Origin of the sequence: Streptomyces sp. NPDC002698 (assembly GCF_042888945.1) — a bacterium.
Lineage (GTDB): Bacteria > Actinomycetota > Actinomycetes > Streptomycetales > Streptomycetaceae > Streptomyces.
Genome location: NZ_JBIAQM010000025.1, coordinates 19,993 through 43,540, shown reverse-complemented (window position 1 = coordinate 43,540; position 23,548 = coordinate 19,993). Strand labels below are relative to the sequence as shown.

The 23,548-nt window shown below is 70.3% G+C and carries 16 protein-coding genes; 7 read left to right on the top strand and 9 right to left on the bottom strand.

Annotated features, from left to right (window positions below; translation table 11 throughout):
• Positions 1–36 precede the first annotated feature (36 nt).
• The gene (locus ACFYW9_RS28860; RefSeq protein ID WP_389156268.1) at positions 37–1,914 is read left to right on the top strand and encodes a rhamnogalacturonan lyase; all 1,878 of its coding nucleotides are present in this window, start codon (positions 37–39) and stop codon (positions 1,912–1,914) included.
• Between the two features lie 619 nt (positions 1,915–2,533).
• Here ACFYW9_RS28860 and ACFYW9_RS28855 read toward each other — a convergent pair.
• Complete coding sequence (locus ACFYW9_RS28855) at positions 2,534–2,752, bottom strand: hypothetical protein (protein ID WP_389156149.1); 219 nt, start codon at positions 2,750–2,752, stop codon at positions 2,534–2,536.
• 286 nt (positions 2,753–3,038) lie between these two features.
• Between ACFYW9_RS28855 and ACFYW9_RS28850 the strand changes: the two genes are divergently transcribed.
• Positions 3,039–3,620 carry a sugar O-acetyltransferase gene (locus ACFYW9_RS28850; protein WP_389156146.1) on the top strand — a complete coding sequence of 194 codons (582 nt, stop codon included), beginning with the start codon at positions 3,039–3,041 and terminating at the stop codon, positions 3,618–3,620.
• Between the two features lie 46 nt (positions 3,621–3,666).
• On the opposite strand, the gene ACFYW9_RS28845 is transcribed toward ACFYW9_RS28850, so the two are convergent.
• Together ACFYW9_RS28845 and ACFYW9_RS28840 are read right to left on the bottom strand one after the other, a co-directional pair.
• Complete coding sequence (locus ACFYW9_RS28845; protein ID WP_389156143.1) at positions 3,667–6,351, bottom strand: cellulose binding domain-containing protein; 2,685 nt, start codon at positions 6,349–6,351, stop codon at positions 3,667–3,669.
• Between the two features lie 140 nt (positions 6,352–6,491).
• Positions 6,492–9,416 (bottom strand): glycoside hydrolase family 48 protein, encoded by a 2,925-nt coding sequence (locus ACFYW9_RS28840; RefSeq protein WP_389156140.1) that lies wholly within the window; start codon positions 9,414–9,416, stop codon positions 6,492–6,494.
• 255 nt (positions 9,417–9,671) lie between these two features.
• On the opposite strand from ACFYW9_RS28840, the gene ACFYW9_RS28835 reads away from it, so the two are divergent.
• The 4 genes from ACFYW9_RS28835 to ACFYW9_RS28820 all read left to right on the top strand — a co-directional run bounded on the left by ACFYW9_RS28835 (position 9,672) and on the right by ACFYW9_RS28820 (position 14,955).
• A complete protein-coding gene (locus ACFYW9_RS28835) occupies positions 9,672–11,150 on the top strand; it encodes a cellulase family glycosylhydrolase (RefSeq protein ID WP_389156137.1) in 1,479 nt (492 codons plus the stop codon).
• A gap of 11 nt (positions 11,151–11,161) precedes the next feature.
• Positions 11,162–12,877 (top strand): glycoside hydrolase family 6 protein, encoded by a 1,716-nt coding sequence (locus ACFYW9_RS28830; protein WP_389156134.1) that lies wholly within the window; start codon positions 11,162–11,164, stop codon positions 12,875–12,877.
• Between the two features lie 246 nt (positions 12,878–13,123).
• Positions 13,124–14,089, top strand: a complete 966-nt coding sequence (locus ACFYW9_RS28825) for a class I SAM-dependent methyltransferase (protein WP_389156131.1) — start codon at positions 13,124–13,126, stop codon at positions 14,087–14,089.
• 164 nt (positions 14,090–14,253) lie between these two features.
• Positions 14,254–14,955, top strand: a complete 702-nt coding sequence (locus ACFYW9_RS28820) for an SDR family oxidoreductase (protein WP_389156127.1) — start codon at positions 14,254–14,256, stop codon at positions 14,953–14,955.
• Between the two features lie 42 nt (positions 14,956–14,997).
• On the opposite strand, the gene ACFYW9_RS28815 is transcribed toward ACFYW9_RS28820, so the two are convergent.
• The 4 genes from ACFYW9_RS28815 to ACFYW9_RS28800 form a co-directional block, all read right to left on the bottom strand.
• The gene (locus ACFYW9_RS28815) at positions 14,998–15,693 is read right to left on the bottom strand and encodes a glycoside hydrolase family 75 protein (protein WP_389156124.1); all 696 of its coding nucleotides are present in this window, start codon (positions 15,691–15,693) and stop codon (positions 14,998–15,000) included.
• Positions 15,694–15,895: 202 nt separating this feature from the next.
• Positions 15,896–16,687: an aldo/keto reductase gene (locus tag ACFYW9_RS28810; protein ID WP_351862370.1), complete on the bottom strand. Its 792-nt coding sequence runs from the start codon at positions 16,685–16,687 to the stop codon at positions 15,896–15,898.
• A 252-nt stretch (positions 16,688–16,939) separates the two neighbouring features.
• Positions 16,940–18,766 (bottom strand): AMP-dependent synthetase/ligase, encoded by a 1,827-nt coding sequence (locus ACFYW9_RS28805; RefSeq protein ID WP_328672490.1) that lies wholly within the window; start codon positions 18,764–18,766, stop codon positions 16,940–16,942.
• A gap of 441 nt (positions 18,767–19,207) precedes the next feature.
• Positions 19,208–20,080 (bottom strand): LysR substrate-binding domain-containing protein, encoded by an 873-nt coding sequence (locus tag ACFYW9_RS28800; protein ID WP_351862283.1) that lies wholly within the window; start codon positions 20,078–20,080, stop codon positions 19,208–19,210.
• Positions 20,081–20,251: 171 nt separating this feature from the next.
• Here ACFYW9_RS28800 and ACFYW9_RS28795 point away from each other — a divergent pair, with 171 nt between their 5' ends.
• Positions 20,252–21,340, top strand: a complete 1,089-nt coding sequence (locus ACFYW9_RS28795) for a bile acid:sodium symporter family protein (protein ID WP_389156264.1) — start codon at positions 20,252–20,254, stop codon at positions 21,338–21,340.
• Positions 21,341–21,612: 272 nt separating this feature from the next.
• On the opposite strand, the gene ACFYW9_RS28790 is transcribed toward ACFYW9_RS28795, so the two are convergent.
• Together ACFYW9_RS28790 and ACFYW9_RS28785 are read right to left on the bottom strand one after the other, a co-directional pair.
• Complete coding sequence (locus ACFYW9_RS28790; protein WP_189717500.1) at positions 21,613–22,275, bottom strand: response regulator transcription factor; 663 nt, start codon at positions 22,273–22,275, stop codon at positions 21,613–21,615.
• Positions 22,250–23,422, bottom strand: coding sequence for a sensor histidine kinase (locus ACFYW9_RS28785; protein ID WP_389156118.1), 1,173 nt, complete (start codon positions 23,420–23,422; stop codon positions 22,250–22,252). The genes ACFYW9_RS28790 and ACFYW9_RS28785 overlap by 26 nt, the downstream gene beginning before the upstream one ends.
• Positions 23,423–23,548 lie beyond the last annotated feature (126 nt).

The following is a 23,548-nucleotide window of genomic DNA, read 5'->3' as shown; positions in this document are numbered from 1 at the left end:
CTGGGAAGCGGAAGCAGTCTGTCCTCCCAGGAGGTAATCACCGTGCAGCACCCGCAACGGCAGCACCGCAGACGTGCGATCGGCTCGGCCCTGGCGGCCGCGGCCCTCATCACCGCCGGACTCGCCGGTCTCGGCGCCGCTCCGGCCCGGGCGGCCACGGCGCGACAGGTCGAAGCCCTCGACCGGGGCGTCGTCAGCGTCCACACCGACAGCGGCAACCTGGTCACCTGGCGCTGGCTCGGCACCGACCCGAACGACGTGTCGTTCAACGTCTACCGCGCCGGGACCCTGGTCAACTCCACCCCGGTCGGCGGATCCACGAACTACTTCCACCCGGGCGCGCCCGCGCAGGCCGACTACACGGTCCGCGCGATCGTGAACGGCGTGGAGCAGGCGGACTCCGTCCACGCCGTCCAGTTCCGGGCGGGCTACAAGGACGTTCCGATCACCCCGCCCGCGGGCGGCACCACCCCCGACGGTGTCGCGTACACCTACGAGGCCAACGACGTCTCCGTCGGCGACCTCGACGGCGACGGCGCGCTCGACTTCGTCCTCAAGTGGCAGCCGACGAACGCCAAGGACAACTCCCAGTCCGGCTACACCGGCAACACGATCGTCGACGGCGTCAAGCTCGACGGCACCCGCCTGTGGCGCGTGGACCTGGGCCGGAACATCCGCTCCGGCGCCCACTACACACAGTTCCAGGTGTACGACTACGACGGTGACGGCAGGGCCGAGGTGGCCATGAAGACCGCGGACGGCACGACGGACGGCCGGGGCGCGGTGATCGGCAGTTCCTCCGCCGACCACCGCAACTCCAGCGGATACGTCCTCTCCGGGCCCGAGTACCTGACCATGTTCAACGGCCTGACCGGGGCGGCCATGGGCACCGTCGACTATGTCCCGGCGCGCGGCACGGTCTCCTCCTGGGGCGACTCCTACGGCAACCGTGTCGACCGATTCCTGGCGGGCACCGCCTACTTGGACGGTTCCCGGCCCTCCCTGATCATGGCGCGCGGCTACTACACGCGTACGGTCGTCGCGGCCTGGGACTGGCGGGGCGGCGCGTTCACCCGGCGGTGGACCTTCGACACCAACTCCTCGACCAACAGCGGCAAGGGGTACGACGGGCAGGGCAACCACCAGCTGTCCGTGGCCGATGCCGACGGCGACGGCAAGGACGAGATCGTGTACGGCTCGATGGCCGTCGACGACAACGGCTCCGGGCTGTGGACCACGAAGAACGGCCACGGCGACGCGATGCACGTCGGCGATCTCGACCCGTCCCGCGCGGGCCTGGAGGAGTTCAAGGTCGACGAGGACTCCACCAAGCCGTCCTCGTGGATGGCGGACGCGAGGACCGGCGCGATCCTCTGGTCGACGGCCGCCAACGGCGACAACGGCCGGGGCGTGTCCGGGGACGTCTGGGCGGGCAGCGCGGGAGCCGAGTCCTGGTCCTCCAAGGCCGACGGCGTCCGCGACCCGAAGGGCACGGTGGTGGCCACCCGCAAGCCGGGCAGCATCAACTTCCTGTCCTGGTGGGACGGGGACACCGTCCGCGAACTCCTCGACGACACCCACATCGACAAGTACGGCACGTCCGCCGACACCCGCCTGCTGACCGGCTCGGGTGTCCGTTCCGGCAACGGCACCAAGGCGACACCGTCCCTGTCCGGCGACATTCTCGGCGACTGGCGCGAGGAAGCCGTCTGGCCCACGACGGACAACACGGCCCTGAGGATCTACTCCACCCCCTACGAGACCACCGCGAAGATCACCACCCTGCTCCACGACGCCCAGTACCGCACAGCCCTGGCCTGGCAGAACACCGCGTACAACCAGCCCCCGCACCCGAGCTTCTTCCTCGGCAACGGCATGGCGACGGCCCCGCGACCGTCGGTGTACACGCCGTGAGCCGCTGAATCGCTGGGGCCGAGCACAGGTCGCGGCGGCTCTCCGCACCCGTCGGAGGGCCGCCGCGACCTGTATCCGCCGGGGTCCGTGCCCGCCGGGTCCACGGCGGCCGGCGCGGGCCCGTCCTCGGCGGCGGCGCCTTGTAGGCTCGTATGTGCCGGAGCCCGGCCCGACTGTGACGCGGGCCGGTCTCCGGTATCGCGCACCACACCCCCGTACGCCGGCGCGCTCGGCCCGGTGTCCGGCTTCGCGACCAGGCTTGAGCCCTGCTTTCGACCCGCCCTGAGCCCTGCCTTCGGTCCGCCCCGAGCCGGGTCACGTGTCCGGTCGCCGCCGACGGCCCTCGTGCTCGCGGCGGGTCGGCAGCAACTTCCGGCCATGGTCTATCCGGGTGGCCGATTGTGGTGCATCGTTGGGCGTGCGGGTTCCACAGCTCCCGGGCGTCGGCCTCCGCACGGGTCCTGCCTGAACCGCGGTTCCGACCGGCCCGCCGCTCCTCCCGGCTCCCCACGGGAGGTTTCGCGGCTGCCCTCGACCCGCCCGGGCCGTCCGTCGCGCCGTCTCGCGCACGACGGAGCCGGCCCGGCGGCCGTCAGGGCGGGGCCCTGGTACCGGGTGCCTACTGATCGGCGAGGCGGTACGTGGCGCTGTCCGGGTCGGTCTTCACGAGGAGGCCGGCCGTGGCGAGGTCGCGGAGTGCCTGCCGGGCCCGCTTCTCCTGCTGGATCCGGTCCCCGTCGCCGACCCCGGCGTCCCGGAGCGCGGTGACCGCCCGCTGGGTGTCCCAGGTGCCGCCGAGTGCGCGAACGGACTGCGCGAGAACCTGCTGATGCGTCATGGGGTTCCGTGTCCTCTACTGCTCGGAGTGGTACTTGCGCTTGTGGTTGGCGATGCCGGTTGACCGACGGTACCTGGTGGGCGCCGGCGCTCGGGCGGCCCGACGGGCGTGCCGGGCTGTTGTCGGTGCCGCCGGTTACGCTGGTCGCACAGGCATCCGTTCCGAACAAGTCGGGGATGCTGCTGAGGCCCCGCCCGGAGTGATGCCCGGTGCGGGGCCGGCTGCTGTCCGGGCCGCCGCGCGCTGATCCGCCAGGGATCACGGGACAGCCCATAGGCTCGCGGCCATGGCGACCGACTACTTCGAGAACGACCCCCGTACCCACCTCGAACGCATGCGGGCGGGTGACCACTACATCGCCGACGACCCCGAGATCGCCCGCCGTCAGCAGCGGGCCGTACGCCTGGCCGACCGCTACCGGGCCGCTTACGTCGAGGACGCGGACACGGCGCGGCCCGTCCTCGCCGAACTCCTCGGCTCGGTGGGCGAAGAGGTCCACGTGAGGCCGCCGCTGCACGTCGACTTCGGCGTCAACATCACCATCGGGGCGCGCACCTTCGTCAACTACGACCTCACCGCCCTGGACGTCGCCGCCATCGCGATCGGCGAGGACTGCCAGATCGGCCCCGGCGTCCAACTGCTCACTCCGACCCACCCCTTGGAGCCGCAGCCCCGCCGCGACAAGCTGGAGGCGGCCGAGCCGATCACCATCGGCGACAACGTGTGGATCGGCGGAGGCGCCATCGTCCTGCCCGGGGTGACCATCGGGAACGACTCGGTCATCGGCGCGGGCGCCGTCGTCACCAAGGACGTACCGCCGGGTGTGGTCGCCGTCGGCAACCCCGCCCGCGTCGTCCGCAGCCTCTGAGCGCGCACCCGGCGGGTGCGCGCCCTCGGTGGCCGCCGCGTCGGGGTCAACCCGCCGCGCAGTTCCGATCCCCCAGCTTGAACGCCGCCGGTTTCGTGTTCGCCCCCGTCCAGCTCCCCGTGAAGCCGAAGGCGACCGTCGAACCCGGTGCCACGTTCGCGTTCCAGCCGACGTTCTTCGCCGTCACCGCCGCGCCCGACTGGGTGTGGTCGGCGTTCCAGAGCTGCGTGATCTTCTGGCCGTCGGAGAAGGACCAGCCCAGGTTCCAGCCGCTCCAGGCGGTGGAGCCGGTGTTGGCGAGGGACACGTCGGCCTGGAAGCCGCCCTGCCACTGGCTGGTGATCCTGTACGTCACTGTGCAGGCCCCCGTCGGCGGGGGTGTCGGGTCCGTACCGCCGCCCCCGTCACCACCCCCGGTGTCCGAGGTGTCGCCGTAGACGATCCCGCGCCCGTTCGTCGCGACGTACACGCGTCCGTAGACCCGCGGGTCCCCGGTGATGGCCGCGCCGGTCCAACCCCACTGGTGGGCGTCGTCGTTGACGCGCGTCCAGCTCGCGCCCTCGTCCGTGGAGCGGAAGATCCCGCGTACGCCCCCGATCTTCGCGCTGGTGTAGAGCGTCTGGTACGAGGCCCCCGTCGCCGCCTTGCCGAAGCCGATCGTGTCGGCCTGGTCGACGTTCGACAGCTTGGTGAAGGTCGCTCCGCCGTCCGTCGAGTGCCACAGGCCGTACGCCCCGTCGCTCGCGCCGCCCGCCAGCCACACATCGCCCTTGGTGCCGGGCAGCGCCTTGAAGCGCACGCTGTCCCCGGTCGGCAGGTTGCCGGCGGCGGACGCCGTGAAGGTCGCTCCGCCGTCCGAACTGACGTAGAACTTGCCCGACTTGAAGCCGTAGAAGGTCTTCGGGTCGACCCGGTCCGACTCGACGACCGCGCCCGCGGGGATACCGCTCGACGCGGACCACGACGTACCGAACCCGGTGGTGTACTGCACCCCGGTGCCCGCCGGGCTCCACACGAAGCGGCTGCCGTCCGAGGCCGCGGCGACCGTTCCGCCGCCGGTGACGCCCGAAGGGTCGCTGCCCGCGAACCAGTTGGCGCCGTTGTCCGTCGAGAACCCGATGTGCGGCCCGGAGTCGAGGTTGCCGACCCGGACCACCGTGTTCGGGTTGGTCTCGGCGTAGTCGAGGCCGGTCGTGCTGGTGAGGTTCGGCGAGGTGTACATCATCGACGGGACCTTGGTGAGATCCGTGTGCCGGAAGCCGCCGATGTCACCGAGCGCGCTGAGCAGCGGGGCGCCCGACGAGGGAGAGGCGAGGTCGTTGACGGCCGTCTCCTCCAGTCCCTGGACCATGGGCTTGACGGTGAACTGGCTCCCGGAGTCCCAGTTGGTGAGGTTCTCGGTGCCGTAGACCGTGGCGCCGGTTCCGTACATCATCCGGGCGGAGTCGAACGGGTCGATCTCCAGCCCCTCGGTCATCCAGCCGAGTTTGGGGGTCTGTTCGGGCGGCGAGGGATTCGCGCCGAAGGTGAGCCAGGGCACGGACGAGACGTCCATCGTGTAGCGGTTCGAGCGGTTCGGGTACGACGTGTAGTCCCACGCCTTGGTCCAGGTGCCGCCGCTGTCGGTGGACCGGAAGATCTGGGTGTCCGGCCACCAGGAGCTGTACCCCGTCGCCATCACGGTTCCGGGGTGCCGGCGGTCGACGGTCAGCCCGCCGAAGCCGTAGTAGGTGTCGGCCTCCGCCACCGGGCTGATGTCCGTCCACGTCCCGGTCTTCGTCGCGTACCGCCACAACCGGCCCTTGCCGCCGTCGTACGGGCCGCCCTTGTCGCTGTAGGCGAGATAGAGGTAACCGTTCACGGCGTCGAGGACGCCCTTGTGGGCGAGGTAGCCGGTCGGCTGGCCGGCGAGCCTGGACCAGGTCGCGCCGCCGTCCGTCGAGCGGTAGACCGCGTTGTCCTTGTCGGCGACCCCCACGTAGATCGTCTGCGTGGCGCTGCCCGAGGTGCCGGTCGACTCGTCGAAGGTGACCCAGACGACGCCCTGGTTGTCGGAGGCGTAGCCGCTGGTGTCGGTCGAGTCCTGGACGTAGTTGCCCGGGTTCGGGAACGCCGTGACCTGCGACCAGGTCACTCCGGAGTCCGTGGAGCGCCACAGACCCTTGCCGCTGGGCGCGCCGAGATACAGCACGCTGTTCTTGCGGGGGTCGACGGCGAGCCGCTCGCCCATGCCCCGTCCGGGCATGTTGCCGCCCAGCTTGAAGGGCAGGTCGGTCTTCTGCCAGCTCGCGCCCCGGTCGGAGGAACGCAGCACGGCCCCGTTGGTCGGGTCCCAGTCATTGGTGTACGTGCCGACCGCCGCGTACACCTTGTCCGGGGCGACGGAGTCGGAGGCGAGGCTGACGACGCCGGTGTGCCCCCACTCGCTCCAGCCGACCGAGTCCAGCAGCGGGGTCCAGCTCTTCGTGGCCTGGACCCAGCGGTAGGCGCCGCCGATGTCCGTACGGGCGTAGGCGAGGTTCTTCTCGGAGCGGTTGAAGACGATGCCGGGGACGAAGCCGCCGCCGTCGATACGGGCGTTCTTCCAGGTGTACGTGTCGGCCGCGACCGTCGTCGTGGGGGTGCTCGCGGCGTTCGTCGTGGGGGTGTTCGCGGCCAGTGCGGGCGGGGTGCCGGCCAAGAGCCCGGCGGCGAGGGCGAGTACGGCCGTGAGGATGCGTGTTCTTCGCACGGGGGAGTCCTCTCCGGTGCGCAGGAGGAGTCGGGAAGGGACAGATGGACGGCCGGGCGGCCCTCAGCGCGGTGAGGGACCGCCCGGCCGGTGGCCCTGCCGTCAGGGACAGGACCGCGTACCCGGAGCCACAGCGGGGACTATTCGAGAAGCTCCGCGTACGAACCCATGGCGAGGGCGATGTCCGCCTGCGCCCAGAACCGGTGGTACGTGAAGGAGGGCGCGGCGCCGCCCGCCAGATAGGCCTGGATCTTCGACCAGGCCGGGTCGTTCTTGTAGAAGGACCGCAGCGAGGCGAAGGTCGAGGAGGAGTTGACCGCGTCGCCGTTCGGCATCGTGCCGGTGAAGGTGCTCGGCACGTACACGCCGTCGTCGAAGCGGTTGTAGTCGGCGCGGGTCTCCGGGACGGCGATGCCCAGACCGTCCTGGTAGTTGTTCCACATGCCGTCCAGGAGCGCCTTGGCCGTCGTCTTCGCCTGGGTGCTGCCGGACCTGGCGGCGTAGTACGACAGGGTCTTGGCGTACGCGGCGGCCACCCCGACATCGTTCGTGTAGTCGGCGACGGTGACGTGAAGTCCGCTGTTGGCGCCGGGACTCGACGCGTTCCAGGTGTCCGGTGCGCCGGACCACTGGAGGGTGGAGGGGATCTGGTAGGTGCCGTCCGGGTTGATCGTGGTCTTGGACAGCGCCCAGGTGACCCACTTGTCGAGGACCGCCTTGGCGCTCGCGTTCCCCGTCTGCTGGTAGTACTCGGCGACCCGCTCCATGGACCACGCCTGGAAGCCGAACCACTGGTTGGACGGCGGGTCGTGGTACACCGGCTGCTGGTCGTAGTACATGCCGTAGAAGGTCGGCGTCCCGGTGGGAGGTGTCGCGTAGCGGCCCGCCCAGCTGTTGGTCGCGCCGCCCGCGATGGCGCCCTCGCTCGACTGGAGCCAGCGGTAGAACTCCAGCTGCCGGGTCAGCGAGGTGGCCCAGTCCGAGGCGCCGGTCGCCGACTTGGGCTTCAGGTCGGCGTTGCTGCTGAGCGCGTAGGCGGCCAGTGGGTTCTGGTAGCCGCCGTGGGTGTGGCTGGAGCCGATGCGCCAGGCCCAGCCCGCCGAGGTGTCGTTCGCGCCGCCCCAGGCGTAGTACCAGGAGAGCAGGTAGTGCGAGGCGTCCTTGCCGGTACCCGCGGCGCAGGCCGACGGGCCGACGCAGTTGCCTATTTTCTTGAAGTACTTGTCGTACATGGCGTAGCGCAGATAGTCGCCCATCTTCGCGGCCTTGCCGACGGTCGCCGACACATCGGCGCTCTTGCCCTGGGCCTTGGCCCACAGGTCGGCCCAGTAGGCGGCCTGCACCGCACGCGCGTCGGCGTCCGGGGCGTCGGTGTACTTCCACTGCTTGGCGTACGAGGAGTCCCCGGTGAAGAGGTCCAGGTAGCCGTTCTTGCCGCCGTACTTGAAGGCGTCACAGGTCGGCTGCGGAACCGTCTCCCACACCGACTCCTGCGCGCCGCGCTGGAAGGTGTTGATGTACGACGGACCCGTGGCGGTCGGACCGGCCTCGCACTTGCCGGGTTCGTTGCCGTAGCCGTAGGTGTTGTCCACGTCCTGGAGCCAGTGCATGCCGTACACGTCGTCCGTGCCGTACGCGCTCTTCAGCTCGGAGGCGATCGGGTCCGGGCCGACCGAGACACCGGTGTCGAGCTTGGCCGGGTACTCGTTCGGGGTGTCCAGCTCCGGCGCGTAGGTGGCCGGTTTGGAGGCGTTGTAGAAGGAGTTCGTCGGCTGGTCGGCGTGCGTGGGGATCATGTACGTCTCCATGGTCGTCCACGCGGCGTTGAACTTCGACCAGTCGCCGGTGACCTTCCCGTACATCGCCTGGAGCCAGATCAGATAGCTGTACGCCTCCGACGTCGTCTCGTGTCCCTGGTCCGGGGCCTCGACGATCAGTGTCTCCACCGAGTGATAGGGAATGCCCTCGGGGGAGAAGTAGCCGTTCGCCGGGTTGGTGATCTTGCCGTAGAGGTCCAGGAAGCGCGCGTCGTACGCCTTCGACGCGGCCAGTTCCGTCACGGTGACCGTGGCCTTGGCCTGACCGGTCGCCGAGGCCGTGAAGGTCGCGGACCCGGTGCCCGAGGCGTCGGCGGTGATCGTCACCGTCTGGGCGGTGTTCCAGTTGGACGGGGTGAACGTCAGACTCGAACCGCCGGTCACCGACAGCCCGGTGTTCCCGTCCGTACGGGCCACCGCCACCGTCACGTTGGCGCTCGGCTGGGTCGAGAGCTTGACCGTGAACGTCCCCGACTTGCCCTGCTGGACGCCGAGTTGCGTCGGCGAGGCGACGATCGCCGGACCCGCGGCGACCGTGATGCCGGCCGGTACGGAATCCGCCGAGGCGCCCAGGCTGTCGTACGCCTTCGCGAGGACGGAATGACTGCCCACGGCCAGTCCGGACGCCGACAGCGTGTACGGCGAGCTGGTGTCGGTGCCGAGCAGGGTCGTGTCGTCGTAGAACTCGACCTTGGAGATGGTCGCTCCGTCGGCCGCCGCCGCGGTCGCGGCCATCGGGACGGCGTCGCCCTGGGTGTAGACGGCACCCGCCGCGGGGCTGGTCAGCACGGTGATCGGCGGCTGGTGCGCGCCGGTGCACGTGGTGCCGTTGACGGCGTAGGACGCGGGAGCGGTGTTGGTACCGCTGTAGGTGAACTGCGCGCCGGTGGTCACGGCGGTCCCGGCGCCGATCGTCCCGTTCCAGGAGGCGTTCTTCACGGTGACCGACTTGCCGGACTGGGACCAGGTGCCGTTCCAGCCGTTGGTGAGGGTCTGGTTGCCCGTGTAGGCGTAGGTCAGGGTCCAGCCGTTGATGGCGTCGGTGCCCCGGTTGGTGATCGTCAGATCAGCGGTGAAGCCGGAGCCCCAGTCGTTGGTCTTGTAGTCGACGCTGCACTGAACCGTGGCCGCGTGTGCGGGAGTCGTACCGGTCGCCAGCGTGGTGAGCGGAAGGGCGAGTGCCGCCACTACGGCGGTCCACAGCCGTCGTGACCTGCGGCGACGTCTCCATCGAGGGCTCGGATCCATGGTGCTGGTTCCTCCTTGCGGCTCGGAGAATGGGGGGAGGAGCAACAAGCCTTGAACCAGTGGGAGCGCTCCCATATTGGAGATGGGGGTGTGAGGGGTCAAGGTGCTTGAAGAGTCGAAATGATTCGACAGATCAACTGCGCAACTCCTCTGGGCAACGCGGGCACTTGGCGCTAGCTTCATCCGCACCAGTGGGAGCGGTTCCATCAGTCGACGCGTCCGTAACGGCGCGCCAGAGCTGCAAGGAGTCGCTTCATGCGTCACCCCCCGCGTTTGTCCCTTTTAGTGATCGGCGCCGCCGTCGCCCTCGTGGGCACGGTCGTCGCGCCGGTCGTCACGGCCTCGGGAGCAACTCCCGCGTGCACGGTGGAGTACTCGGTCACCGGCCAGTGGGACACCGGCTTCCAGGGCGCCGTGAGAATCACCAACAACATGGCCGCGCTGAGCGGTTGGAGCCTCGGCTTCGACTTCCCCGCCGGTCAGAAGGTCACCCAGGGCTGGAACGCCAAGTGGTCCCAGTCCGGTACGGCGGTGACCGCGTCCAACGAGAGCTGGAACGGCTCGCTGGCCACCGGCGCGAGCGTCAGCGCCGGGTTCCTCGCCTCCTGGTCGGGAAGCAACGCGGTGCCGACGGCTTTCAGGCTCAACGGCACCACCTGCAACGTGGACGCCCAGCCGACGCCCACGCCCACACCGACCGACCCGCCGCCGGCCGGCGGTGAGGCGCCGAAACTGCACGTCTCGGGCAACGAACTGGTCGACTCCACGGGAGCCACCCGCAGGATGCTCGGCGTCAACCGCTCCGGCGGCGAGTTCATGTGCGTCCAGGGCTACGGCTTCTTCGACGGTCCCGTCGACGACGCCTCCGTCAAGGCGATCGCCGACTGGAAGGTCAACACGGTCCGCATTCCGCTGAACGAGGAGTGCTGGCTGGGGCTTTCCAACATCAAACCGGAGTACGCGGGCGCCAACTACATCGCCGCGGTCAAGGACCTGGTGGCCAAGGTCGAGGCGCACGGCATGACACCGCTCGTCGAACTGCACTGGAGCTACGGCCAGTACACCGGCAACTCGGCGGGCTGCTCCGACGTGCACGCCACCTGCCAGAAACCGATGCCCGACGCGCAGTACACCCCGTCCTTCTGGACCTCGGTGGCGAACACCTTCAAGGACGACCCGGCCGTCGCGTTCGACCTGTTCAACGAGCCCTACCCGGACCGCGCGACCTCCACGACCACCCAGGCGTGGACCTGCTGGCGCGACGGCGGAACCTGCCCCGGCATCTCCTACGAGGTCGCCGGAATGCAGGACCTGGTCGACGCGGTCCGCGGCACCGGAGCCAAGAACCTGATCCTGGCCGGCGGTCTCGCGTACTCCAACGACCTGAGCCAGTGGCTGGCGTACAAGCCCAGCGATCCGACAGGCAATCTCGTCGCCGCGTACCACGTCTACAACTTCAACACCTGCGCGAGCGAGACCTGCTGGAACTCGACCCTTGCCCCGGTCGCCGCCCAAGTACCCCTGGTGGCGGGCGAGATCGGGGAGAACACCTGCTCCCACTCCTTCGTCGACACCGTCATGAAGTGGTTCGACGACCGGGGGCTCTCCTACCTCGGCTGGACCTGGAACACCTGGGACTGTTCCTCGGGTCCGTCGCTGATCTCGAACTACGACGGAACTCCGACCTCCTACGGCATCGGGCTGCGCGACCACCTGCGCGCCCTCAACGGATAAGGAACCCGCACATGAGCCGTGCAAGAACAGCCGTTCTCGGGGCGCTCGCCCTGATCGCCGCGGGGTCGGGCGGAGCCGCCGCGGCCGTCCCCGCCGACGTCGGCGCCAACGCCGTCGCCGCCATACCCTGCACCGTCGACTACAAGGTGCAGAACCAGTGGGACACCGGCTTCACAGCCGCCGTCACCGTCACCAACAACGGCGCCGCCAAGTCCTCCTGGGCGGTCAAGTGGTCGTACGCCGGGAACCAGAAGGTCACCTCCGGCTGGAACGCGAAGATCACCCAGAGCGGGACGGCCGTCACCGCGGCCAACGAGACGTACAACGGGACACTGGCGACCGGGAGTTCGGTGAGCTTCGGCTTCAACGGCTCCTACAGCGGCACCAACGCCCTGCCCACCGCCTTCACGCTCGACGGCGTCACCTGCAACGTCGATGACGGCGGCGGAGGCGGCGGGGGAGGCGGCGGCACCGGAACCCGCGTCGACAACCCGTACTCCGGCGCCAAGGTGTACGTGAACCCGGAATGGTCGGCGAAGGCCGCCGCCGAGACCGGCGGCAGCCGGATCTCCAACCAGCCCACCGGCGTCTGGCTCGACCGCATCGCCGCGATCAACGGCTCGTCCACCAGCATGGGCCTGCGCGCCCACCTCGACGCGGCGCTCGCCCAGAAGGGCAGCGGCGAAGAGGTCGTCCAGCTCGTCGTCTACGACCTGCCCGGACGTGACTGCGCCGCCCTCGCCTCCAACGGCGAACTCGGCGCCACGGAGATCGACAAGTACAAGACACAGTTCATCGATCCGATCGCGGCGATCCTCTCCGACAGCAAGTACGCCTCGCTGCGCATCGTCACGACCATCGAGATCGACTCGCTGCCGAACCTCGTCACCAACACCGGCAGCCGCGCCACCGCCACGGCCAACTGCGACACCATGCTGGCCAACGGCAACTACGTGAAGGGCGTCGGCTACGCGCTCGCCAAGCTCGGCGCGATCCCGAACGTCTACAACTACCTCGACGCCGGCCACCACGGATGGCTCGGCTGGGACGACAACTTCGCCCCCGCCGCCAACATCTTCAAGCAGGCGGCGACGGCCGAGGGCGCGACGGTCGACGACGTGGCGGGCTTCATCACCAACACGGCGAACTACAGCGCCCTCAAGGAGAACAACTTCACCATCAACGACACGGTGAACGGCACCTCGGTGCGCCAGTCCAAGTGGGTGGACTGGAACCGCTATGTCGACGAACTGTCCTTCGCGCAGGCCTTCCGCACCCAGCTCGTCTCGGTCGGCTTCAACTCCGGCATCGGCATGCTGATCGACACCTCCAGGAACGGCTGGGGCGGAACCGGGCGCCCCAGCGGCCCCGGCGCGACGACCAGCGTCGACACGTACGTCGACGGAGGGCGTTACGACCGCCGTATCCACATCGGCAACTGGTGCAACCAGTCGGGCGCGGGCCTCGGCGAGCGGCCGAAGGCGGCACCGGCGACCGGCATCGACGCCTACGTGTGGATGAAGCCTCCGGGCGAGTCCGACGGCTCCAGCTCGGCGATCGCGAACGACGAGGGCAAGGGCTTCGACCGGATGTGCGACCCGACGTACACGGGCAACGCCCGCAACGGGAACAGCCTCTCCGGCGCGCTGCCGAACGCCCCGCTCTCCGGGCACTGGTTCTCCGCGCAGTTCCAGGAGCTCATGAAGAACGCGTATCCGGCACTGTGACCGGCTGACCGCGTGCGGTCCGCCAGGGGCCGGTTCCCCTTCCCCGGCCCCTGGCGGACCGCGAACCCCACCGCCGAGCGGTCCCCGTCGGTCCGCTCCGGCTCATGGGGCACCGCCGACGGCGGTGGCCGCGCCCCGGTCCGCCGGCGGCGCGGGCCCCCTTTTTTTGCTGTTAGAGCAACACGACTGGCCGTTTCCGGGAGTGGCGGAGCAGGCTGTCCCCATCCCGAGAGAGAGGCTTGTCCCATGGCGCAGGACCACGACCACGGCAGCGGGCACGGCCCCGCGCACCACCCGGGCGGGGCGCACGATCACGGCCCGCACCACGGCTCCGCGCAGAGCCACGGGCACGGCGGCTCCCACGACCACACCCACATGGACTTCGGCCAGATGCTGCCCATGCTGGTGCAGGAGGCGGAGCTGTTCACCCCGGCCTACCTCCAGGCGGCCGAGTGGCTGCGGGAGCAGCGGCCCGATCCCGGGCTGATCGTGGACGCGGGCAGCGGCCCCGGGGTCATCTCCGGCCTGCTCGCCGAGAAGTTCCCCGGTGCGCGGGTCGTCGCCGTGGACGGCGCCGAGACCCTGCTGGCGGAGGCCCGCGCCCGTGCCGGGCGGCTCGGCTTCGCCGACCGGTTCAGCACGATCGAGGCCGAACTCTCCGAGGGCGTCGGTGATCTGGAGTACCCCGCGGACCTGTTGTGGGCCAGCAGGTCGCTGCACCATGTCGGCGACCAGCGGGCCGCCCTCACCGGCTTCGTCGGGAGCCTGGCCCCCGGCGGCACCCTCGCCCTGCTGGAGGGCGGTCTGCCGACGCGTTTCCTCCCGCGCGACACCGGCATCGGCCGGCCCGGCCTGGAGGCCCGCATCGACGCGGTGCACGACGAGTGGTTCACCCGCATGCGGGCCGAGCTGCCCGGATCGGTGGCGGAGACGGAGGACTGGCCCGCCCTGCTCAACGCCGTCGGGCTGCGCCACACGGCGACCCGCACCTTCCTGCTCGATCTGCCCGCCCCGGTCTCGGACGAGGCCCGCGCCTTCGTCGTCACCGCTCTCACCCGCAGGCGGGAGGGTCTCGCCGAGGGGCTCGACGCCGAGGACCTCGCGGCGCTCGACCGGCTCCTCGACCCGGACGACAAGGCGAGCGTGCACCACCGTTCGGACGTGTTCATCCTGACGGCGATGACGGTGTACGTGGGGGTCAAGCCGGAGTAGTCCTCGGCGGTGTCCGTCGGGGCGGGCCGGCGCGGTCCGGGTGACCGTCGTCCGCCGTGAGGGCGGTCGGCGGACCTTGACATCGAGCGCGCTCCAAGTGATGAACTCCCGGAGTCCGAAGCACGGTCGGCCCGCGCCGGGCCGGACACTCCTGGGGGTACACCATGACCGATTCGCCTGTCGCGCTCATCACCGGAGGCGGAAGCGGCATCGGAGCCGCGGTCGCCCGCCGGCTGCTCGACGCCGGGCACCGGGTGGCCGTCACCGGCCGCGGAGAGGAGCGGCTGAACGCCTTCGCCGAGGAACTCGACCGCTCCGAAAGGCTGTTGACGATCGTCGGGCACGCGGCGGAGTACGACCAGGTGAGGGCCGCGGTCGAGGCGACGCTCAAGGAGTTCGGGCGGCTCGACACCGTCGTCGCCAACGCCGGTTTCGCCACCCATGACACGGTCGCCGAGGGGGACCCCGCCGGCTGGTCCGAGATGGTGCTGACCAATGTGCTGGGGCCCGCGCTGCTCATCAGGGCGTCCATCGACGCGCTGAAGGAGTCCCGCGGCCGCATCGTCCTGATCGGCAGTGTCGCCGGGCATGTGAACACGCCCGGCAACATCTACGGCGCGACCAAGTGGGCGGTGACCGGGCTCGCCGAGAACACCAGGCGCCAGGTCACCGAGTACGGCGTGGGCGTGACCCTGGTCTCGCCCGGCCGCGTGGAGACCCCGTTCTGGGACAGCTACGGCAGCCTCCCGCCCGGGCAGCTCCTGACGGCGGACCAGCTCGCCGACTCGATCGTCTGGGCGGTCGGGCAGCCGACGGGCGTCGACGTGAACACGGTCGTCGTCCGCCCGATCGGCCAGCCCGTCTGAGCCGTGCCCGGTGGGGTGCCGCGCGCCCCACCGGGCAGGTCCTCAGTTGTTCTGGACGAACTGCCTGGCCAGCGAGTCCCCGAGCGACACGGCCGCGCTGTGGCTCTCGATGGGGGACACCTGCGAGTTCTTGAACAGGATGTACGTCACGCCCGAGTCGGTCCCGCCCGTCTCCGGGTCGGGGTCGATACCGAGCGCGCTCGCGGTGGCGTACGACGCCTCACCGATGATCTGCGTCGGACCGGTGTCGCCGACCACCGCGTACTCGACCTTGCCGTTGTAGATCACGGCGACCACGCCGCCGCCCTTGATGCCCGAACTCGTGTACTTCCAGATGCCACTGGTGCTCGGCACGACGACGTAGGGCAGCGAGTCGGCGCGCAGCGCCTGCCCGTTGGACTGGTGGAACGCCGTGTCGTCCTGGAACCAGGGGTCGGTGGAGCCGTTGCACTTGGCGGTGACCTGGCCGTCGCAGTCGATGTCCATGTCGGCCTTCCAGAACACGGCGCCGTTCTTGCCACAGACGGGGACGGTGGCCGAAGTCTCCTCGTCGGTCCTGTACTTGCCGCTCGATATCTGCGAGCAGGACGTCACCTTGGCGAGGAGAGCGGCCGCGCTGACCGAACCCTCCCGCGCCGAGCGGGGGTCGGCTGTGCCGGAGGCGCTCGCCGGGAGCGCGGCGACGGCGAGCAGCGCCGCTCCGACGGCCGCGGACAGGGTCAGTGTTCGAGTGCGCACTGTGGGGGACCCTTCTGTTAGGAAACTTTCCTTACCGGGTTGCCGTACAAAGTGGCCCTGCTTGCATGACCGCGTCAAGGCCTGTTCCCGGATCGGTCCGGTCCAAGGGCACGAAAAAAGCCGCCGGCCCGGATGCGGTGAGCATCCGGGCCGACGGCGTGCTGCCGGTCGGGCCGGTCGGCCTCCGGAGCGGGCGGGCCGGTCAGCCGATGTCGAACGTGGCCGGGTCGGGACCCAGCCGGCGGTCCTCGTTCAGTGCCGAGATCGCCGCGATGTCCTCGGTGTCCAGGGAGAAGTCGAAGACGTCGATGTTCTCCTTGATCCGGGACGGGGTCACGGACTTCGGGATCACGACGTTGCCGAGCTGGAGGTGCCAGCGCAGGACGATCTGGGCCGGGGTGCGGCCGTGCTTCTGCGCGATGGCGACGATCGCCGGGACCTCCAGGAGGCCCTTGCCCTGGCCGAGCGGCGACCAGGCCTCGGTGGCGATGCCCTGCTCGGCGTGGAACTCGCGGGCCGCGCGCTGCTGGAGGTGCGGGTGCAGCTCGATCTGGTTGACGGCCGGGATGACCGACGTCTCCTCGATGAGCTTCGCCAGGTGCTCCGGCAGGAAGTTCGACGTGCCGATGGCCTTGGCGCGGCCGTCGGCGTAGATCTTCTCGAAGGCTTTGAAGGTGTCGACGTACGTGCCCTTGGACGGCGTCGGCCAGTGGATCAGATACAGGTCGACGTAGTCCAGGCCGAGCTTGTCCAGCGAGGTGTCGAAGGCGCGCAGGGCGGAGTCGTGACCCTGGTCGCTGTTCCAGAGCTTGGTGGTGACGAAGAGCTCCTCGCGGGCGATGCCGGAGGCGTTGACGGCCTTGCCGGTGCCCTCTTCGTTGCCGTAGATCGCCGCAGTGTCGATGCTGCGGTACCCGGACTCCAGTGCGGTGGCGACCGCCCGCTCCGCCTCGTCGTCCGGCACCTGCCAGACACCGAAGCCCAGCTGCGGCATCTCGACGCCGTTGTTCAGGATGATCGGGGGGACCTTGCTCACGAGCTCTCGATCCTTCAGTCGTCGGGTGGTGTTCGTATGGTCAACGATCACGGGCCGTGATGCATTCCTGACCGGGCTCCGGGCACGGAGAATCGAAGATTGGCTGAAATAGTCCGATCAATCATGCCGGCGCTTGCGCCGGAGGCCGATGCGGGTCTCCGCGCGCCCGCCCCGCGGTCCGCCCGCGGTCCGCCCACGGTCCACCCGGGGTCACGTCCGGTAGAGCGCCTCGACCTCGGCCGTGTACGCCTTCTCGATCGCCTTGCGCTTCAGCTTCAGGGACGGCGTCAGCAGGCCGTGTTCCTCGGTGAACTGGTTGGCCAGTATCCGGAACGTGCGGATCGACTCGGCCTGCGAGACCAGCGTGTTCGCGGCGACCACGGCGCGCCGCACCTCGGTCTCCAGATCCGGGTCGCGCACCAGATCGCCGGCGGACAGCGGAGGCTTGCCGCGCATGTGGAGCCAGTGCTCGACGGCCTCGGAGTCGAGGGTGACGAGCGCGGCGATGTAGGGCCGGTCGTTGCCGACCACTATGCACTGCGCGACCAGCGGGTGGTCCCGCACCCGCTCCTCCAGCACGCCCGGCGAGACGCTCTTGCCGCCGGAGGTCACCAGGATCTCCTTCTTGCGGCCGGTGATCGTGAGGTAGCCGTCCTCGTCCAGGGAACCGAGATCGCCGGTGGCCAGCCACCCGTCGTGCAGGGTGGCGTCGGTGGCCTTGTCGTTGTTCAGGTAGCCCTGGAACACGTTGCCGCCGTTCAGCCAGATCTCGCCGTCGTCCGCGATGTGCACGGTGGTGCCGGGGATCGCCTGCCCGACGGTGCCGAACCGGGTGAGCTCGGGCGGGTTGGCGGTGGCGGCGGCGGTGGACTCGGTGAGCCCGTATCCCTCGTAGATGGTGACACCCGCGCCCGCGAAGAACAGTCCGAGCCGCCGGTCCATCGCCGAACCGCCCGACATCGCGTGCCTGACCCGGCCGCCCATCGCGGCCCGCACCTTGGAGTAGACGAGCTTGTCGAAGACCTGGTGCTGCATGCGCAGGCTCGCCGAGGGGCCCGGACCGGTGCCCCACGCCTTGGACTCGACGGCGTCCGCGTAGCGCACGGCGATGTCCACGGCCTTCTCGAAGGGGGCGGACCTGCCCTCCTTCTCGGCCTTGCGGCGCGCGGCGTTGAAGACCTTCTCGAAGATGTACGGCACGGCCAGGAAGAAGGTGGGCCGGAAGGCGGCGAGGTCCGGCAGCAGCGCGGACGCGTTGAGCTGGGGCTGGTGCCCGAACTTGACCCGCCCGCGGAACGCGGCGATCTGCACCATCCGCCCGAAGACGTGCGCGAGCGGCAGGAACAGCAGGGTGGTCGCCTCGTCGCCGCGCTTGGAGTGGAACACGGGTTCCCAGCGCTCGATGACGGTGTCCGCCTCGAACATGAAGTTCGCGTGCGAGATGACACAGCCCTTGGGGCGGCCTGTCGTGCCGGAGGTGTAGATGATCGTCGCGATGGATTCGGGGGTGACCGCGCGGCGGTGCCGGTGGACCACCTCGTCGTCGATGTGCGCGCCCGCCTCGTACAGCTCGTGCACCGCGCCCACGTCGAGCTGCCACAGCTTGTGCAGCTGGGGCAGCCGGTCGACGACCGTGGCGATGGTCATCGCGTGGTCCTCGTGCTCCACCATGACCGCCGACACCTGCGCGTCGTGCAGCATCCAGAAGACCTGCTCGGCCGAGGAGGTGGGGTAGATGGGCACGACCTGGGCGCCGATCGTCCACAGGGCGAAGTCGAAGAGGGTCCACTCGTAGCGGGTGCGGCACATGATGGCGACCCGGTCGCCGAAGCGGATGCCCTGGGACAGCATGCCCTTGGCCAGCGCCAGGACCTCGTCCCGGAACTCGGCCGAGGTGACGTCGCGCCACTGTCCCTGCTCGTCCTTGCGGCCGAGGGCGACGTGGAGCGGGTCCACCTGGGCATACTCGAACACGGCGTCGGCCAGGCCGCCCACCGGCGGCGCCGACGCCAACGGGGGGTTGGTGAACTCGCGCAATACCGCTCCTCGTGGCCTCCGCACAGCGCCGTGAAAGCTACCCCACCACGCGAGCGGACGGGAGGGGCCTCGAACCGTCGACGGGTACGGCGTCCGCACAGGTCAGCCACGGAAATGCCGCACAAGGGGAAGGGTCGGACAGAATCCCTTACGGTTCCGTAGGTTTCGAGTCCGTAATCTCCACGGAATCGCTACGTCCGGGAACGGGGGTCCGACGCCACGGAGCGTCGATTCGGAATGTCTTATTCCGGCCTGTCGGGCCGCCGGGGTCGAGCTGTCCGGGCCGCCGGGACCGGGTGGTCCGACCGCCGGGACAGGGTGATCCAGGCTCCTGGGAGCAGGGCACGTACGGGCACGCCGCACGCTCGGCTCCGCCGCACGTCGGCGCCGGAGCCCGCTTGGTGCCGGAGCCCGCCCGCGTGGGCCGTACGACCGGTGTTCCTAGTGCCGCTGCCCCCGGTGCAGCCGGTCCCCGCCCGCGAGGATCGCCGTGGCGAGCGCGTCCGCGGCGTCCTGCGCGGACGGCCGCCGCCGGCCGTGCACCAGCACGAAGTCGACCTCGCCGAGCTCCGGCAGCCCCGCCCGCTCCGGCACCCGGACCAGGCCGGGCGGCACCAGCCCCCGCGAGTGGGCCATCACGCCGAGGCCCGCGCGGGCCGCCGCGATGAGGCCGTTGAGGCTGCCGCTGGTGCAGGCGACGCGCCACGGCCGGCCCTGGCGCTCCAGCGCTTCGAGGGCGAGCGCCCGGGTGATGCCCGGGGGCGGGTAGACGATCAGCGGGACCGGGCGGTCCGGGTCGAGCCGAAGCCGCTGGGCGCCGATCCACACGAGACGGTCGTGCCAGACGAGCTCGCCACGCGGGTCCTCGGGCCGCCGCTTCGCCAGCACCAGATCGAGATGCCCGGCGGCGAGCTGTTCGTGGAGGGTGCCGGACAGTTCGACCGTCAGCTCCAGGTCCACCTCGGGGTGGTCGGTCCTGAACCCCTCCAGGATCTCCGGCAGCCGGGTCAGCACGAAGTCCTCGGACGCGCCGAAGCGCAGCCGGCCCCGCAGCCGGGTCCCGGTGAAGAACGCCGTCGCCTGTTCCTGGACCTCCAGGATCCGCCGCGCGAACCCGAGCATCGCCTCACCGTCCTCGGTGAGCTCGACGGAGTGGGTGTCGCGGGAGAAGAACTGACGTCCGGCGGCGTCCTCCAGCCGGCGCACGTGCTGGCTGACCGTGGACTGGCGCACCCCCAGCCGCCTGGCGGCCTGGGTGAAGCTCAGCGTCTGGGCCACCGCCAGGAACGTACGCAGCTGGGAAGGGTCGTACACGGCCCCACGTTATCGCGATACGTGATGACAGTCAGAGCGGTATGACGGATTCCCGATCGCGCCCCGGAAGGGGACGATGGAGAGGGCACGATCCGCCGATGACGATCACCCGCACCGAACCGAGCAACCGAGCAGTGGAGCACCGTGAAACGCCTGAAGTGGCCGAGCTGGATGCCGGTCGACCCCTACATCCTGCTGCTGCTCGGGACCGTCGGCCTCGCCGCCCTGTTCCCGGCGAGCGGCGGGGCGGCGGACGTCGCCTCGGGCGCGTCCACGGCGGCCATCGCCTTCCTCTTCTTCCTGTACGGCGCACGCCTGTCCACCCGTGAGGCGATGGACGGCCTCAAACACTGGCGGCTGCACGGTACGGTCCTGATCTGCACCTTCGTGGTGTTCCCGCTGCTCGGCCTCGCCGCCCGCGGCCTGGAGCCGGTGTTCCTGACGCACGACCTCTACACCGGCCTCCTCTTCCTCACGCTCGTCCCCTCGACCATCCAGTCCTCCATCGCCTTCACCTCGATCGCCCGTGGCAACGTGCCCGCCGCCATCTGCGCGGGCTCCTTCTCGTCGCTCGCGGGCATCGTCGTCACCCCGCTGCTCGCCGCACTCCTCCTCGGCAACAGCGGCGGCGGCTTCTCCACGGACTCGGTCGTCAGGATCGTGCTGCAACTGCTGGTGCCGTTCATGGCCGGACAACTGCTGCGCCCCTGGGTCGGCGCCTTCATCACCCGCCACAAGAAGGTCCTCGGCCACGTCGACCGCGGTTCGATCCTGCTCGTCGTCTACACCGCGTTCAGCGAGGGCATGGTGCGGGGCATCTGGAGCCAGGTCAGCGCGGTGCGGCTGGCGGGGCTCCTCGTCGTGGAGGCGCTGCTGCTCGGCGTGATGCTCCTGCTGACCTGGTACGGCGCCAAGGCCCTGCGCTTCGGCCGGGAGGACCGGATCGCCATCCAGTTCGCCGGGTCCAAGAAGTCGCTGGCCTCGGGTCTGCCCATGGCCGGCGTCCTGTTCGGCGCCCACGCCTCCCTCGCCGTGCTCCCGTTGATGCTCTTCCACCAGATGCAGCTCATGGTGTGCGCGGTGATCGCCAGACGCCGGGCCCGTGATCCCGAGGTGAGCGGCCGGCCCGGCCCGGACGGGCCGGCCGGTACCGGGGGAGCGACCGGCGCCGGAGGTACGGCCGGAGGAGCGGGCCGCGCCACCGGCTCGGCCCGCTCCTCCGCGTCCCCGCTCTCCCCGGTCGCGACGACGGGACGCTAGAGCCTGTCGGGCAGGGTGGGCAGGGGGGCCTAGGGCGCGTATCGAGTCGTGATCATCGGGTGGTCCTGGTGAGGTCTTTGATCCAGATCATCGAGGCGTGCAGGTGGAGACCGGCGAGGTAGCTGTCGGGAGTCTTGTCGTATCGGGTGTCTCACCGTCCCGGTTCCGGCCTCCTGGTACGTCACGCTCTCGGGCGGGTGAGGCACGTGGAGCCGACGTGAGCCGGCCGGTGCAGTGATGTCCGGGCGGGGACTCATGGGACATGGCCCGGCTCAGGTTCCGGGGAGGATACGGCGCGTTTCGTAGGCCCACATCGCGATCTCGACCCGGTTGCGGGCGCCGAGTTTGGCCATCAGGCTGGCCAGATGCGTCTTCACCGTGCTGAGGCTGATGTGCAGTGCATCGGCGATCTCGGTGTTGGTCAGCCCGCGAGCGACGGCGAGGAGCACCTGCTCCTCGCGGGCGGTGACGGGGGAGACCGGCTGGGCCACGGGCCGGCCGGCGGGCAGGTCCGCGAATGCCTGGAGCAGACGGACGGTGACGCTGGGCGCGATGAGCGCCTCACCGCCGGACGCCGACCGTACGGCCTGCGCCAGAAGGTCTGGTCCCGTGTCCTTGAGGAGGAATCCGCGGGCGCCGGCACGCAGCGCGCCGTAGACGTACTCGTCGAGGTCGAACGTGGTGATGACGACCACGGCCAGTGGGTCGGCGACGCCCGGGCCGGCGACCAGCCGGGTGGCCTCGAGCCCGTCGATCACGGGCATGCGGATGTCGAACAGGCAGACGTCGGGGCGCAGTTCGCGGGCCAGACGTACCGCTTCCTGTCCGTCGGCGGCCTCGCCGACCACCTCGATGCCGGGCTGGGCGTTCAGCATGATCCGCAGCCCGGTGCGGATGATGGTCTGGTCGTCAGCGACGAGGACGCGGATGGGCACCGCTCTCGGTCCTCCCTCTCGGCAGCTCGGCTTCGACATGCCAGCCCTGGTCGGCGCCGGGGCCGGCTTGTAGTGTGCCGCCGAGCAGCGTCGCGCGCTCGCGCAGTCCGGTGAGTCCGTATCCGGCACGGCCTCGGCCGGTGCGGTGGCCGTTGTCGCGCACGCTCACCCGTACCGTGTGCCGTTCCGTGGTGACCCGGACGACGACCTCGGTCGCGTTGACCGCATGGCGCATGGCGTTGGTCACCGACTCCTGCACAATGCGGTAGACGGCCGCGTCCACGGCCGGGGGCAGCGTGTCCAGTTCGCCGTCGAGACTCAGGTCGACCCTGAGGCGACCACCCGGGGTGTGCACCAGGCGCTCCAGATCCGCGACGCCGGCAGGGGGCGCCAGCTCGGCGCCGGCCCCGCGGTCGCGCAGCGCGGCGACCATGGCGCGCATCTCCTCCAGCGTGCGCGCCCCTTCCTCCTCGACCCCCTCCAGCGCCTCGACGGCGGCGGACGGGTCGGTGCCCGCGAGCACCCGGCCCGCCTGGGCGCTGATCACCATGGCCGAAACGTGGTGGGCCACAGTGTCGTGCAGTTCCCGGGCGAGCTGCTCACGCTCGCGGGAGCGTACCTGCTCCAACTGCCGCTCGCGAGCGGTCCCCCAGAACCGCACGGCGGCCCCGATCAAGCCGGGCAACGACAGGAAGACGAAGCCCCCGACCTGTTCGGCGGCCGGAGTGTCGTCCGCGATGACCCCCAGCGCGAAGGCCGTGAGGATCACCGCGCTGCCCAGCACGATCTCCCGTCCCGATCCCCACCGGGGCAGCGCATACACCAGCACGAGCACGACCACACTGGTGTCCAGGCCGACGGGCTCGCGCGGTGCGGCGACCAGCGAGGCCAGCTGGAGCAGGATCACCGAGCCGAACGCCAGCGTGACCATCGCCAGTGGGCGGGTCCGGCGCCACAGGGGCAGCAGGCACAGCCATACGGCGAACACCACCGCCACCGGCCGCCACACGACGTTCTCGCGCAGGGTGGCCTCCAGCACCACAGCGCCCAGGCTCGCGGCGAGCAGCGCCCAGTCCCGCCACACCCGGGCGGGCGCGTCGGGCGGCCGGGGTTCGGTCCACAGGGTTCGCAGGTCGTCTCGCAGCACGGTTCTCAGCCTAGGGGCCGCGCCGTGCCGCGCATCGGCCGAAAGGACGGGTCGTCACTCCGCCCCGGGGCCGACGGATCCGTGGCCCGCGAGCCGATGCCGCGGAGCGCCGTGGCGACGAGCCTC